General features: G+C 62.0%; 15 protein-coding genes. 8 read left to right on the top strand and 7 right to left on the bottom strand.

Features of this window, described 5'->3' with window-relative positions:
- Positions 1 to 63: 63 nt before the first annotated feature.
- On the bottom strand, positions 64 to 1029 hold the full coding sequence (locus H8A95_RS00730) for a GlxA family transcriptional regulator (RefSeq protein WP_420839304.1): 966 nt from the start codon (positions 1027 to 1029) through the stop codon (positions 64 to 66).
- A gap of 117 nt (positions 1030 to 1146) precedes the next feature.
- Here H8A95_RS00730 and H8A95_RS00725 point away from each other — a divergent pair, with 117 nt between their 5' ends.
- From H8A95_RS00725 to H8A95_RS00710, 4 genes are all read left to right on the top strand, one after another.
- The gene (locus H8A95_RS00725) at positions 1147 to 1860 is read left to right on the top strand and encodes a hypothetical protein (RefSeq protein ID WP_229181332.1); all 714 of its coding nucleotides are present in this window, start codon (positions 1147 to 1149) and stop codon (positions 1858 to 1860) included.
- Entirely contained in the window at positions 1860 to 3152 is a 1293-nt protein-coding gene (locus H8A95_RS00720) for an MFS transporter (protein ID WP_229181331.1), read from the top strand. The genes H8A95_RS00725 and H8A95_RS00720 overlap by 1 nt, the downstream gene beginning before the upstream one ends.
- A 118-nt stretch (positions 3153 to 3270) precedes the next feature.
- On the top strand, positions 3271 to 3933 hold the full coding sequence (locus H8A95_RS00715) for a YqcI/YcgG family protein (protein WP_229181330.1): 663 nt from the start codon (positions 3271 to 3273) through the stop codon (positions 3931 to 3933).
- The gene (locus H8A95_RS00710; RefSeq protein WP_229181329.1) at positions 3930 to 4250 is read left to right on the top strand and encodes a cupin domain-containing protein; all 321 of its coding nucleotides are present in this window, start codon (positions 3930 to 3932) and stop codon (positions 4248 to 4250) included. The genes H8A95_RS00715 and H8A95_RS00710 overlap by 4 nt, the downstream gene beginning before the upstream one ends.
- Positions 4251 to 4273: 23 nt before the next feature.
- Here H8A95_RS00710 and H8A95_RS00705 read toward each other — a convergent pair whose 3' ends face one another.
- Positions 4274 to 4456 carry a hypothetical protein gene (locus H8A95_RS00705; protein WP_163157983.1) on the bottom strand — a complete coding sequence of 61 codons (183 nt, stop codon included), beginning with the start codon at positions 4454 to 4456 and terminating at the stop codon, positions 4274 to 4276.
- A 25-nt stretch (positions 4457 to 4481) separates the two neighbouring features.
- Here H8A95_RS00705 and H8A95_RS00700 point away from each other — a divergent pair, with 25 nt between their 5' ends.
- On the top strand, positions 4482 to 4667 hold the full coding sequence (locus H8A95_RS00700) for a hypothetical protein (RefSeq protein ID WP_016847356.1): 186 nt from the start codon (positions 4482 to 4484) through the stop codon (positions 4665 to 4667).
- 152 nt (positions 4668 to 4819) lie between these two features.
- Here the strand turns inward: H8A95_RS00700 and H8A95_RS00695 are convergent, their stop codons facing one another.
- From H8A95_RS00695 to H8A95_RS00680, 4 genes are all read right to left on the bottom strand, one after another.
- On the bottom strand, positions 4820 to 6082 hold the full coding sequence (locus H8A95_RS00695) for a CaiB/BaiF CoA transferase family protein (protein WP_229181400.1): 1263 nt from the start codon (positions 6080 to 6082) through the stop codon (positions 4820 to 4822).
- Positions 6083 to 6387: 305 nt separating this feature from the next.
- Positions 6388 to 6810, bottom strand: a complete 423-nt coding sequence (locus tag H8A95_RS00690) for a GFA family protein (protein WP_229181328.1) — start codon at positions 6808 to 6810, stop codon at positions 6388 to 6390.
- 365 nt (positions 6811 to 7175) lie between these two features.
- Positions 7176 to 7751, bottom strand: a complete 576-nt coding sequence (locus tag H8A95_RS00685; RefSeq protein WP_229181327.1) for a DUF6456 domain-containing protein — start codon at positions 7749 to 7751, stop codon at positions 7176 to 7178.
- Between the two features lie 102 nt (positions 7752 to 7853).
- Entirely contained in the window at positions 7854 to 8414 is a 561-nt protein-coding gene (locus H8A95_RS00680; protein ID WP_229181326.1) for a GcrA family cell cycle regulator, read from the bottom strand.
- Between the two features lie 127 nt (positions 8415 to 8541).
- On the opposite strand from H8A95_RS00680, the gene H8A95_RS00675 reads away from it, so the two are divergent.
- From H8A95_RS00675 to H8A95_RS00665, 3 genes are all read left to right on the top strand, one after another.
- Positions 8542 to 9180, top strand: a complete 639-nt coding sequence (locus tag H8A95_RS00675) for a LexA family transcriptional regulator (protein ID WP_163156165.1) — start codon at positions 8542 to 8544, stop codon at positions 9178 to 9180.
- A gap of 165 nt (positions 9181 to 9345) precedes the next feature.
- Positions 9346 to 9621, top strand: coding sequence for a hypothetical protein (locus H8A95_RS00670; RefSeq protein WP_229181399.1), 276 nt, complete (start codon positions 9346 to 9348; stop codon positions 9619 to 9621).
- 165 nt (positions 9622 to 9786) lie between these two features.
- Entirely contained in the window at positions 9787 to 10941 is a 1155-nt protein-coding gene (locus H8A95_RS00665; protein ID WP_229181325.1) for an OpgC domain-containing protein, read from the top strand.
- Between the two features lie 9 nt (positions 10942 to 10950).
- On the opposite strand, the gene H8A95_RS00660 is transcribed toward H8A95_RS00665, so the two are convergent.
- The gene (locus H8A95_RS00660) at positions 10951 to 12255 is read right to left on the bottom strand and encodes a glycoside hydrolase family 3 N-terminal domain-containing protein (protein WP_229181324.1); all 1305 of its coding nucleotides are present in this window, start codon (positions 12253 to 12255) and stop codon (positions 10951 to 10953) included.
- Between the last annotated feature and the right edge of the window lie 38 nt (positions 12256 to 12293).

Raw genomic sequence — 12293 nt, 5'->3', positions numbered from 1 at the left:
GTGAGATAGATCGGCTTTCGGCGCGAGGCGGTCTGCATCAGAACCAATCTCGCCTGAGGCGAGCTAACTGCCCGAAAACCGGTTTCGGTACTCGGTCGGCGACACGCCGAGGTGGCGCAGGAAAGCCCGCCGCATTCGTTCATCATCGCCGAACCCCGCGCGCTTGGCGACCTCGACCACGCCGCCGATCTGGCGACTTTCGAGCAGCAGGCGCGCTGTCTCCACGCGCAGCGCCTCGACGCCGCTCGCAGGTGTCATGCCGGTGCGGCTGACATAGGTCCGGGCGAACGTGCGTGGCGTCATGCCGGCCTTCTCCGCAAGGGTCTCGACCTTGAGGTCATCAGTGATGTTCTCGATGATCCAGGCATGCAGCGCGCTGAAGCGGCCCTCGATGTCCGACGCCTGGGCCGCAAGGACGGTCGAGAACTGGCTCTGACCGCCGGGTCGCTTCAGGAACACGACAAGCCTGCGCGCGACATCGAGCGCGGTGGTGTGGCCGAAATCCTCCTCGATCATGGCGAGCGCCAGATCGATGCCGGCGCTGACGCCAGCTGACGACCAGACCCGTCCGTCCTTGACGAAGATGGCGTTGGGCTCGACGCGGATATTCGGGAAGCTGTCCTGCAGACGGGGACAATAGCGCCAATGCGTTGCAGCCCGCTTGCCGTCCAGAATTCCTGTCCAGGCCAGCGCAAAGGCGCCGAGACATACCGACGCGATACGGCGCGCCTTCGGCAGCGCCTCCGCGATCCAGTTCATCAACTTGGCGTCGTTGCGGATCTTCCAGATGCCCGGCCCGCCGGGGATCACCAGCGTGTCGACCTCGGCGGGCGCAAGACTGTCGATCGGCGCCGTGTCGATCATCATGCCGACATCGGTCGGCACCAATCCGCCTGAGGTCGACAGATAGGACAGCGAATAGCCGGGCCCGGGCAGCTCAATCGCCTCCAGCTCTGCGAACACCTGCGCCGGACCCGAGATGTCGAGCAAGGTCACGCCCGGAAAGGCAACGATCGCGATAGACCGCATCGCTTTCGTGTCGCGCGGCTCCGGCCGGGGCGCTTTGGCAGTTTTCGAGGGCATATTGTCCTTTAAGCCATTCGAGGCTGCCCTGTATAGCTCGCTATGGAATTCTGGAGTTCTGCCATGTTGCGAAATCTGGGCAGCGGGTATCAGGCAATCAAATCGCCGTGGACGGATTACGCGATCTACAGCCTACCGGATGCCTCCCGGATCGAAGCCTGCGACCGTCAGCCGCTGATGGACGCCATGAATGGCATCATTGCCGTCAACTGGCAGGCTACCGAGCCGCACTGGACAGCAACCTCCTCGCCGTTCGACCGGAAGTACAGCCTGATCCTCGTCTATGACGGCTCCGGCCTCGTGGCGTTCTCGGTCTACCGCATCCTGCAGATGTCGGCCGGACTTGGAATCTATCGCAGCGGCACGGAAGTGCTCCCAGCGCACCAGGGCCGCGGCTTCTACGGCTTCTTCACATCGGAAGTCCTGAAATGTTCGGGCGCCGCCGAGAGAGCCGACGGCAACGTGCTCTACGGCTGGCGGACCCGCAATCCGATCGTCTGGGCGGCGAACGCTAAGATTTGCGAAAAAGTGTCTCCATCGTTGCTCGACAATGCGCAGGATCCGGCGTTGCAGGCCGCCTGTATCGAGATGTGCACCTCGCTCTATCCTGGCAAGCCGCTAGAATTGCCCGACATGATCATGCGTGGCGCCTACGGCCATATTAAGCACCATCGGCAGGCCTATCATGGCACCGCATCGCTGGTCGATGCCGCGATGTCGCGCAAGATTCCGAATTCAGCGGATGCCCTTTTCTCGGTCGGCTACGCGAGGGTTTGATGTCGGTGCTCGGACAACAAGCAGTTTACGCCCCGACGTCGCGCTTCACCGATCGCGCTTATCTCGCCTGGACAGCGGTCGCCATCGCCTATGCCATCGCCTTCCTGCAGCGCGTGTCGCCGCAATCGATAAGCCTCAGCTTCATGCACGATTTCAACACCGATGCGGCCGGTGTTGCGATGCTCGCCTCGAGCTACTTCTGGGGCTACACCTTCATGCAGATCCCGGCCGGCCTGCTGGTCGACCGTTACGGTGTCAAGCGCGTCGTTCTCGTCAGCATGGTCGCCTCGTCGCTCGGCAGCGCTGCGTTCGCGCTCGCACCCAATCTGCTCGATGTTTTTGCTGCGCGCCTGATCGTCGCCTGCGGCGATGCGCTGGTGTTTACCGCACTGCTGAAGCTGGTCGCGCAAAGCTTTGCGGACGAGCGGTTCGGCATGATGTCGGGCATCTCGCAGGTCTCCGGCTATGTCGGAGGCGTGATCGCAACCACGCCGCTCGCGGCCGCGGTCTCCGGGTTCGGCTGGCGCGCCTGCTTCCTCTTCATCGCCTGCATTGGCCTCGCCAACCTCGCCTTCGCCAAGCTCGCGCTCAAGCCCGATCCGGCCTCGCAGAGCAACAAGACGCTGAAGGGCATCGTGACGGCTGCGCGGCAAGTGCTGGCCCATATCGCGAACTGGGGTTGCGCGATGACGTTTGCATCGCACTTCGCGGTCGTAACGACGCTGTCGGGCGTCTGGGGCATTCCGATGGTCGCGCATTTATTCAATATCTCTCCGACCGCTGCGGGCACACCCCTGCTCGCCTTTATGATCGGCAACGCGCTCGGCTCGATCTTCCTCGGTCATGCCGCCGATCGTGCCGCAGCGGCGCTCGACCGCGCGTTGATCGGCATCTGCGTGTTGCGCATGCTGCTGATCGCGATGCTGCTGCCGCCGATCGCCCAGACATTTGGCCTCGCCTACGTCACCGTCGTGTTCACGGCCTTAGGCCTCGTCGCCGGCGGCACCGTCCCGCTGGTTCTGAAATGCGTCAAGAAGCTCTACACCACCGACCTGATCGGTGTAGGTGCTTCCGTGAACACCACGGCTGCGGGGATATTCGCCGGCATCTCACAGCCCATCATCGGCTTCGCGATGCTTGCCGCGAGCCACGCCTCCGGGACGGACGCCGTGCACAACAAGGCCGTGATCGGCGACGGCGGATACAGCGCATTGATTGTCATTCTGCTTCTCATGTCGCTGCCGGGCATTGCCGGGCCGCTGCTGATGAGAAGCAAGTTGATAGCTCGTTAGTGTCGTTATGAGTGTAGGGGGTGCTATGGAGCGCTTGTTCTTGAGAAAAGGCGAAGTTGCGTCAACCTTTCCGGTCAGCAGCTGGCAAAGCGTGATGTTCTCCGAGTTTGAAGCGCAGATGAGCAGCGAGGCTAGGCCGTTTCCTTGCGTATTCGGGGTAACCGGGCATCGCCAGGATCAGCTCCGCTACCTGTTCCTCGACCCGTATGACGTCGCGGTGCTCGGCGATCAACTCGCACAGTATGTGTCGGAGGCCCGCTCGTTCGGCCCCAACACCTCGTTGATCGTTTTCACGCGGCCCCGCCCGGTGCAGACGCTCGACGCCTATTATCGCAAAATGTGGCTGACGCTCGACCAGCTCGCGCGCCTGGACAAGAACCCCTGGCCATCAGAGATTCCGGAACAGATCGACCACCCGATGTGGGAATTCTCGTTTGCGGGCGAGCCGATCTTCGTGGTCTGCACGACCCCTGCGCATGTGATGCGACAGAGCCGCCGCTCCAGCGCCTTCATGCTCACGTTCCAGCCGCGCTGGGTGTTCGAGAAGATACTTGGGACGGAAAAGGCGGCGGCCGCCGCGTTCGCCGAGGTGCGCAAGCGTTTGATCCCTTATGACAGCGCGAGCCCCTCTCCGCTGCTTGGCCGCTACGGCGCGACCGACGGCCGCGAATACAAGCAGTATTTCCTGCATGACGACAACAACGCGAGCGGTGGCTGCCCCTTCGCCAAGCTCGCGCAGAACAAGACGCCAGCTATCGCGAACAAGGAACAGGCAGCATGACCCAGATCATCGCAAGCACGAAGACCGAATTTGCCATCGACCGGGAGATCCTGAACCTGCTCCCGGCCCAGGGCTCCGTCGAGCTGCAGCATGATGCTGCCGGCAAGGTGCATCACTTCCATACTCATCCGGTCGATGAAATCCTGATGATCATCAGTGGCCGGCTGAACTTCATCTGGGACGGCGGTGAGCGGGTGGTCGGCGCCGGCGACACCATCATGCTGCCTGCCGGAACCCGGCATCAATCCGAAGCGCTCGAGGGTGGCGCAATTTACGTGATCGCGACACAGCCGCCTGCGAGAGCGATGAACAACTGACATCCAGGGAAAACGCGAACACCTCAGGACAGTGAAGGATCGCGCGGCGGGTCAACCGCCAAACGTTCGACCAGCTCGATGACCTCGGAACGCTGGTCGGGCGCAAGTCGAAGGAAAGCCTTCAACAGTCGCAGGCTTTCCAGTGTTTCGCTCGATGGAGCTCCGAGCTTTTTCTGCAGCTCTGCAACATATGTGGGATTTTTCATCTCGCACCTTAAGTGAGGATTACGAATGGCATACCCAGGTAAACGTGAAGGCTTGGCCCAGAAGGTCGACACCGCAGCGCAAGAGGCCGAACGCCTCGGCCTCACCACGGCAACCCTGATACTCAGAATGGCACGCCTCGAGATTGATCGGGCGGAGCCCGAAGAAGTTGAAAGTATGCCAAGGAACAACTTGCGCAGCAAGCCGAACTGAGCTCCCTAAACGGGCCAGTTCCGGCTCGCACGCCGCCGGCACGCGCCGGGGGACTGTGACGTCTGAACGACGTCGGGCGAGGCGAGAGGCTTTCCTCTCGCCTGCTATGGGTTGGTTCCGCTAATATCTGACTTCGGTGCAGGATGGCCGCGCTAGCCGGTATTCCCTGCTTTGCCGAACGCGCCTGCCTCCGCCAATGCGGCAATGCGCCGATCGTCGTAGCCAAGCGTCTTGCTCAACACATCGCGTGTGTGCTGACCGAGCAGCGGAGCCGCAACGGGATCGACCGTCGGCGTCAGGCTCATATTGACCGGCGACTCGATGTTCGGAACCGAGCCGGCGGTTGGATGCGCGATGTTGCTCAGGCGATCGCGATCGCGCACCTCGGGTGCGTTGAATCCTTCCTCGACCGTGCGCAGATAGCCAACCGGGATGTTGGCCTTCTTCATCTTGGCCATCCAGTTCTCGAGCGTGTCGCTCGCAAACACGCTGGCAATAATGGCGCGCAGCTTCTCCTTGTTGGCGGTGCGATTCTTGCGGTGAGCAAACTCGGGGTCGGTGACGAGATCCGGGCGCTCCAATACGTCGGTCACGAGCCGGCGATAGAGCCGGTCGTTGGCGCAGGCCATGTAAAGCGGACCATCCGACGCCCGGTAGACGCCGACGGTCGGCGAGCCGTTCGGAGAGTTGCCGAAACGGCCGGGATTGTTACCGTTAATGAGATAGGCCATACCGTAGAAGCCCGTCATCGACACCGCGGTGTCGATCAACGCGACCTCGACCTGCTGGCCGCGACCAAGCCGGTCGCGCGCAATCAGCGCCAGCAGGATGGCGTTACAGGCCGACATGCCCGTTGCCATGTCCACGATCGGCGGACCGGTACGCACCGGCTCGCCATCCGGAAAGCCGTTGAGCGACATGAAGCCGCTTTCAGCCTGTGTGATCGGGTCGAAGCCTGGTCGTAGGGCGAAATCGCCTTTGCGGCCGTAGGCCGAGATGGAGCAATAGATCAGCCGCGGATTGGTCGGCGCCACCGACGCATAATCGAGACCGAATTTCTTCATCACGCCGCCGGAGAAATTCTCCACTACGACGTCGGCCTTGGCAATCAATGCGCGCGCAACGTCGAGCGCAGCCGGATTGTTGAAATCAAGCGCAATGCCGCGCTTGTTGCGGTTGAGGCTCAGATACGCCGCACTCTCCCCACCGATTTCGGCGTGCTCGTAGGCGCGCGTGTCGTCACCCCCGTCGGGATTCTCGATCTTGATGACCTCGGCCCCGAAGTCGGCCAACGTTTGCGTGCAGGCCGGGCCGGCGACGACGCGGGTGAAATCGACAACCAGCAGGCCATCGAGCGCCGTCGGAACTCCCTCCCCGCGCGGCGCGCGCTCCGGCAATTCTGGTCTGGTCATGATCTGACGCTTCCTCTGTTATTTTGTCAGGCGAAATACCGCGGCCATTGGCAAGACCGGCACTGTTCGCCTTTTAGCGGAAGGCTATCACCAAAACCAAACCCGGATTTTGCAGGGCGGGACCTTCGTCTGACATGGCTGTCAGGGACCATGAGGATCGGGCGGTGCCAGCAGCACCGGCACGGGTCGGACGACCGGCACGTCAGGGAAACGCCGGACATCTGTCGAGGCCGGCCGTTGAAAGGAACGTACATCGGCGGGTAGCGACGCCCTGTCGCTACCCGCTTTCGTCATCGGGAGCAGTCGCTCTATTCGGCGATCACTTCGCCGGAGCCGCCGAACTCGGCCGGGAAATCCTTCAGCTTCGGCAAACCATCGCGTATCGGTAGCACCGCCTCGGAATAGTTGACGTGAACGCCGGGGCTGAATTTCAGCGTCGGGATTGTTGCAGTGAACACGTCGACAAGCCCGAGAGTCGGGTGGTTGGTCATCAGGTGACCGCCGCATTTGGTGCAATATTTGCGCTGGCTCATCGCGGTCTTTTCGAATGTCGCGATATGACCGGCGCCCTTGGTAACCTCGACCGCCTCGGGCTTCCAGAGGCTGAACGCATTCACCGGACCGCCGGACCAGGAACGGCACGAACGGCAATGGCAGTAGCCCATCGCCTCAGGCTCCCCCGTGACCTTGAGTTCGACGGCGCCACAAAAGCAGTTTCCAGTGTGATTCATCGGTCGCTTCTCCTTGGGTGAATTGATCGGGCTCCGCACCGGCATCGACCCACGTTACTCGTGATGTTCGCGATGCAGGATAAGACATAGGCGGGCGTAGCCGCTGCGAACTCCCTTGTGGACGTACCAGACCATCCCCGCACAGGAGGCAATCACACCGCGCTCGAATGCAGGCAGGTCGTCGACGCGCGCGAAGTTACATGAGAGTCCGCGCCGCTGTCGACCACCTTCGACACACGCGGTCGGGCGTACCGCTCATTGCAGACAGATATGGAGCTCCGTGTGAGGCAAAGCACAGTGATACGATGTGACGAGCTGTGCCGGATGCCTGCCCGGCAACCGGCACGTGAGCACATCACTCCAGATCAGCATTGCCGGTCCTTCGCGGGAACCCGGTTCGCCGTCGCAAGCCCGTACATCAGCGCCAACCGATCCAGACATTCCTTGAGACGTCGCGCGAAATAGTCCTGCCAGCGCTGCGTGCGCAGTCCGCGCCGTTGCCCAACCTGCTCCATGGTCATGCCGAGAATCAGGACGTCATGCACCAGCGTCGAACCATCGGCACCGAGCTCATGCTCGGCGCGATTCAAGCGCAGGGTCGCCTGGCGCTGCCCCTCAGTGATCGGCTCACGCTGCTGACCGCCATCGACGTATTCCCGTGTCGTGTCCACCGCACGAGGGCCACGCTCGGCTTTCTCCCAGTCGTTCTGGAAGGCCCGACCGCTGCGATACTGTGTGTCGTCGATCTGTCGGTGCGCGTGCAACCGGCCGAGCGGATCGTTACGTATCGAGCGGAACGCAACGATCTTCTCGCCCGACTCGAGCGCAAGGGGATCGTCGACCGCGACTGTCGCCACCTCGGCATTAAAGGGCAGATCCTGGGAGCGTCGATCGTGCGTTCCAGCGGGATCGTACGGCTTCCGGCGTTTTGCGCGCGGCATTGGTGACCTCCAAAATGTCTGATGATGAGCGCGCGGCATCTTCCGCGCGGTCGCGGTTGCGATTGCGGACCGAAGTCCCGTCGATCGAGAGATGATCTTGCCTCAGCTAGTCCCGACGGCTTGAAGCCAGGCGTCGTTCAGGACCGGCCTCGCCGAGGCCTCGGGATCCCTGCTCAAGTCAAAATGCGGCGCGCAGTAGCTCGAGCCCGGCCGACATGGATGGCCACAGAAGGTCATGGTCTCGCCTTCGACATCCCCGCCATAGGGATAGCGGCAGTCTCCGCGTTTCAGATCGTGCAGCGAAAGGTGCCGCGGCGCGACCGCAGCGCAACGAAGTTGCGGCATCTCCACCATTTCAGTGAAGTTTTTTGGCCAGCGAAGCAGATCGGCCTTCAGCTCGGCCTGCCCTTCACGCAGTCGCCCAATCCACGGAAGCTCCGGCACGGACGGCCTGGGTGGATCGAGGTGCCCAGGCAGGGACGGCTCGAACCGGTCGAGCCCCACCAAACCCATGCGCTGCGCCCGGCTGAGGGCCGCATTGCGTGTGTAGGCCGTATTGAAGGTTGCGTTGATCGCGTCAGCGATTTCCGAATAGGACAAGCCGCGGGCGCGCAGGTCCTGCAAGGCTGCCGAATGCTCCGGCAGCCAGTTCATCATTTCCATTCCAAATTCCCATTTTTGTCATTCCGCCGGCGCCTCGCATACCTTCCGATATTCCGAAGAAAAAGTCAAGCTTGATTTCTGATAATCGTAACGGTAGTAATGTATCCGGGTTTGGAAAGGACGAAACATGCTGGACGCGGCACTGATCGAACGGGCACTGGAAAAGACCGGGAAGAGCAAAGGCGGGCTTGCCCGCGCAATGGGGGTTCGGGCCGGGGCGGTGTCCGAAATCCTGTCGGGAATACGGTTGATCAAGGCATCGGAAATCGCCCCGATCATGGAATATCTGGAGCTGAACTCGGTGCCGATCGTGGGCCGGGTCGGCGCCGGTGCCTCGATCCAGCCGGAGCTTGAGCAGGTCCCGCCGGAGGGGCTCGGCGAGATCGAGCTTCCGTTTCCGATGACGGAAGAGACCGTCGCCTTCGAGGTTTCAGGCGATTCGATGCTGCCGAAATACGAGAACGGCGACGTCATTGTGGTGTACCGCGAGCAGCGTTATCCGCTGTCGAGCTTCTACGGCGAGGAAGCCGCGGTTCGGCTGAAGAGCGGCGAGCGCTATCTGAAGACGATCGAACGCGGCAGTTCTTCCGGCACCGTCAACCTCAAGAGCTTCAATGCCAAGCCGATCAACGGCGTAAAGCTCGAATGGATCGGCGAGATCTGCGTCACCCTGCCCCGCGGTCAGATCGAACGGCTGCGCGGCAAGACGGCGGCGAAAGGCCGCAAATCTGGCCGGTCACAGGGCGGGCGGTCGTCCGAGAAATAGCGGGGCTGCGTCGGGGGGGGGGCGGCCTGGCCGATTCGGATGCCTTCGGCCCGAATCGTCAGAGCACCCACGCCGAAATTTCCGGTTATCGGCAATTTCTCTTGACTTAATTCCGATTATCGGAAACACTAGTCGATGAAAGTCAACGCATCGAACTATCAGGCAATGCAGTATTTTGTCGTGATGATCGACTATGGCCGCCGTGGCCGCGAGGCGATCGTCGATCCCGAAATGACGCGGCGCGAGGTCGTCTCGCGCGTTGCGTCGGGGGAATACACCAACATCAGCTTCATCCACGAGGTCGCGGAGTGCTCGGTTGAGGATGTCACCGACGACATCCTTGCCGAGGCTGCCCTGCCGGAAATCCCCCTGACCGGCACCAATCTGCAGGCAAATACGCTGGATCACGCCCGCGATCTGCGCAAGCACGAGCCGGTCTGAGGTCGCTCAATTGGTGATTGCGAAAACGTGATCTTTCTTGAACCGGCCACTTGGCCGGAACCCGAAACGGACTAGATAGGGTTCACGCAGAGTCTATTCGGACCGGGCGCGGGTTCCCCTTAGATTGGCGTTTCGTTTTCTCGGGCCGGCAGTTTTCAGCTTCAGATGACTTCGACATTAAATCCCGAGATCGCGCGAGCCGATGGCGATCTCAGGATCGCGCTGCTGCTTGGCATCGCGAACTGGTTTCTGTTCCTCGACCATGTTCCGCACAATTTCGTCAGCGCGCTGACGATGCGCAATTTCGGCTTCAGCGGCGCGACCGACCTTTTCGTCTTCATCGGCGGCTACGCGGTGACGCTCATCTACGCCAGGATGGCGCTGGAACGCAGCTTCGTGGTGGCTGCAACCCGCATCTTCAAACGCGTATGGCAGCTCTATGCTGCCTATATCGTTTTGTTCGTGATCTATGTCGAGTTGATCAGCTATGTCGCCGCGCGGACGGCGGCACCCGAGATCATCAGCGAATTCAACATCACGGGCTTCATCGACCACCCGGTCCGGACCCTGATCTACGGCTTGTTCCTGCAAGCCAAGCCGCTCAATCTCGACGTGCTGCAACTCATCATCGCCCTGATGGCCTTCCAGCCGGTTGTCGTATTCGGGCTGCTGTACGTACCGAATGCGACGCTTCTCGCGTCGGTGGCGCTTTACGCTACCGCCCGCCTCCTCGACTGGAACCTGACATCAGATCAGTACGGATCCTGGTATCTTAATCCATTCTGCTGGCAATTGCTGTTCGTGATGGGCGGCTGGCTCGCGCTCATCGGCACGCGCTATGCTCCCGCGATCCGCGCGATGCAGGCCATTCCCGCGCTGCGCGCCACGGCCTTGCTGTACCTGCTGTTCGCACTGACGATCGTGTCCAGCAGCGAGATTCCGGCACTCGCCCAAATGGTGCCGAGCGGGCTGAGCGACATGCTCCTGCAGAACGACCGGGAGGATGTTGCGCCTCACCGCATCCTGCATTTCCTGACCCTGACATTCCTCTTCACCTGGCTGGTGCCGCGAGACTGGGAATACCTGCGGTCTTACGCCTTGCAGCCTGTCGTCAAATGCGGCGAAGAATGGCTGGCCGTGTTCTGCGCCGGCGTGTTCCTCTCCTTCGCCGCGCATCTGATCCTGATTACCGGCCCGTACTCGCTGGCAAGGCAGGTCGCCGTCAGCATCGCCGGTATCGCTGCTATGACCGCCGTCGCCTATTACGTCTCGTGGTCGAAGCAGCAGGACAACAAATCGGCCGTCGGCGCCCATTCCTGAATCTGGAGCCTAATCGATCAGCAGTGCGCGCCGCAGCCGCGTCTCGCTGTCGTGCAACATTGCACCGTCGAGGTCCCCGCGCGCAGCTGCATCGGTGGCGCAAGCGAACAGGCGGTCGAACTGCAAGCCGTCATAGGCAACCAGCAGGAGATCGACGCCTGCGTTCAATGCCTCCACGACCGCGGTGCAGACATTGTGTTGATAGATCGCGCCCATCACCAGATCATCCGTCATGACGATGCCCTGGTAATTCCAGGTCTTCCGGATCAGCCCATCGACGACGGCCTTCGAATGCGACGCAGGCCGTCCGGGATCGAGCGCACTCACCGCAACGTGCCCGACCATCAGGCGAGCACCGGTCGTTGCCAGCACGTCGCGGAACGGACGCCAGTCGGACGCCTCGAGTTCGGCGAGCGGCGTATCGAGATCGGCAGTGAAATGATGCGTGTCGGTACGCACGCGCCCTAATCCCGGGAAGTGCTTCACGGTGGCACCCACGCCCGCAGACTCGAGGCCCTGAATATAGGCGCCGGTGATCGCGCTCACCTTGGCCGGATCATCGGAGATCGCGCGCTGATTGATCAGCGTATTGAAGTCGAGCCGGTTGCGCTTCGCCGCTGGCCGGAGATCGAGCACCGGCGCAAAATTCAGGTTGATGCCGAGCGACGCCAGCTCCCGTCCATGGATGCGGCCGAACTCCTCGGCCTTTACCCTTTGCTCGTCCGGCGCCAGCTCGGCCAGCGAGGCAAGCGCGGGTAGCCTCGTCAACGGCGGTGCGAGGTGCGAAACGATGCCGCCCTCCTGATCCGTCGCGACCGTCAGCGGCGGCAACCCCGCCGCACGGCGCCTGGCCTGCAGCGCTGCAATTTCCGCCTTCAAGGCGTCAGCCGTCCTGCCGGCAATGTTGCGCCGGGTCACATAGATGCCCGCAACGAATCCTTGCTCCGCCAGCTGCGCGACCTCGTCGAACGATCGGTAGCCCACGATGAAATGCTGCCCGAGGGACCGCGCGAGAACCGGTTCGGTCTGGAGAACGCGATGCTTCCGCACCTCGAACACTCCGTGCGCGGCCAGCATCGCGAGCGGCGGCAGGCACCACAGGATCACCAGTAACTTCCCTGACGACGCCCGCCGGCGCCACGCGCCGCGGCGAACCAGCAGGAGCGCGACTGCGCTGCTTGTGACGACGAAGAGGACATTGCCTGTCCCACGCAAGGGGACCAGATACGGATCGTTGTTGTTGATGCCCGCGAAGACGAAGACGAGGCCTGCGATCCAGAGCAGGGTAATGCCGACGCATTTGCTGACTTGCATGGGGACCACGAGGGACTGAAGAGGCCGAACGGCTTCGT

Source organism: Bradyrhizobium oropedii (assembly GCF_020889685.1).
Lineage (GTDB): Bacteria > Pseudomonadota > Alphaproteobacteria > Rhizobiales > Xanthobacteraceae > Bradyrhizobium > Bradyrhizobium oropedii.
The sequence above is the reverse complement of the archived record's forward strand: the minus strand, read 5'-3'. Positions and strand labels throughout refer to the sequence as shown.

Excerpts from the sequence above, each read along its gene's own strand:
- H8A95_RS00730 (WP_420839304.1), bottom strand. The coding sequence starts at position 1,029 with ATGCGGTCTATCGCGATCGTTGCCTTTCCGGGCGTGACCTTGCTCGAC.
- H8A95_RS00725 (WP_229181332.1), top strand. The coding sequence starts at position 1,147 with ATGTTGCGAAATCTGGGCAGCGGGTATCAGGCAATCAAATCGCCGTGG.
- H8A95_RS00720 (WP_229181331.1), top strand. The coding sequence starts at position 1,860 with ATGTCGGTGCTCGGACAACAAGCAGTTTACGCCCCGACGTCGCGCTTC.
- H8A95_RS00715 (WP_229181330.1), top strand. The coding sequence starts at position 3,271 with ATGAGCAGCGAGGCTAGGCCGTTTCCTTGCGTATTCGGGGTAACCGGG.
- H8A95_RS00710 (WP_229181329.1), top strand. The coding sequence starts at position 3,930 with ATGACCCAGATCATCGCAAGCACGAAGACCGAATTTGCCATCGACCGG.
- H8A95_RS00705 (WP_163157983.1), bottom strand. The coding sequence starts at position 4,456 with ATGAAAAATCCCACATATGTTGCAGAGCTGCAGAAAAAGCTCGGAGCT.
- H8A95_RS00700 (WP_016847356.1), top strand. The coding sequence starts at position 4,482 with ATGGCATACCCAGGTAAACGTGAAGGCTTGGCCCAGAAGGTCGACACC.
- H8A95_RS00690 (WP_229181328.1), bottom strand. The coding sequence starts at position 6,810 with ATGAATCACACTGGAAACTGCTTTTGTGGCGCCGTCGAACTCAAGGTC.
- H8A95_RS00685 (WP_229181327.1), bottom strand. The coding sequence starts at position 7,751 with ATGCCGCGCGCAAAACGCCGGAAGCCGTACGATCCCGCTGGAACGCAC.
- H8A95_RS00680 (WP_229181326.1), bottom strand. The coding sequence starts at position 8,414 with ATGGAAATGATGAACTGGCTGCCGGAGCATTCGGCAGCCTTGCAGGAC.
- H8A95_RS00675 (WP_163156165.1), top strand. The coding sequence starts at position 8,542 with ATGCTGGACGCGGCACTGATCGAACGGGCACTGGAAAAGACCGGGAAG.
- H8A95_RS00670 (WP_229181399.1), top strand. The coding sequence starts at position 9,346 with ATGCAGTATTTTGTCGTGATGATCGACTATGGCCGCCGTGGCCGCGAG.
- H8A95_RS00665 (WP_229181325.1), top strand. The coding sequence starts at position 9,787 with ATGACTTCGACATTAAATCCCGAGATCGCGCGAGCCGATGGCGATCTC.
- H8A95_RS00660 (WP_229181324.1), bottom strand. The coding sequence starts at position 12,255 with ATGCAAGTCAGCAAATGCGTCGGCATTACCCTGCTCTGGATCGCAGGC.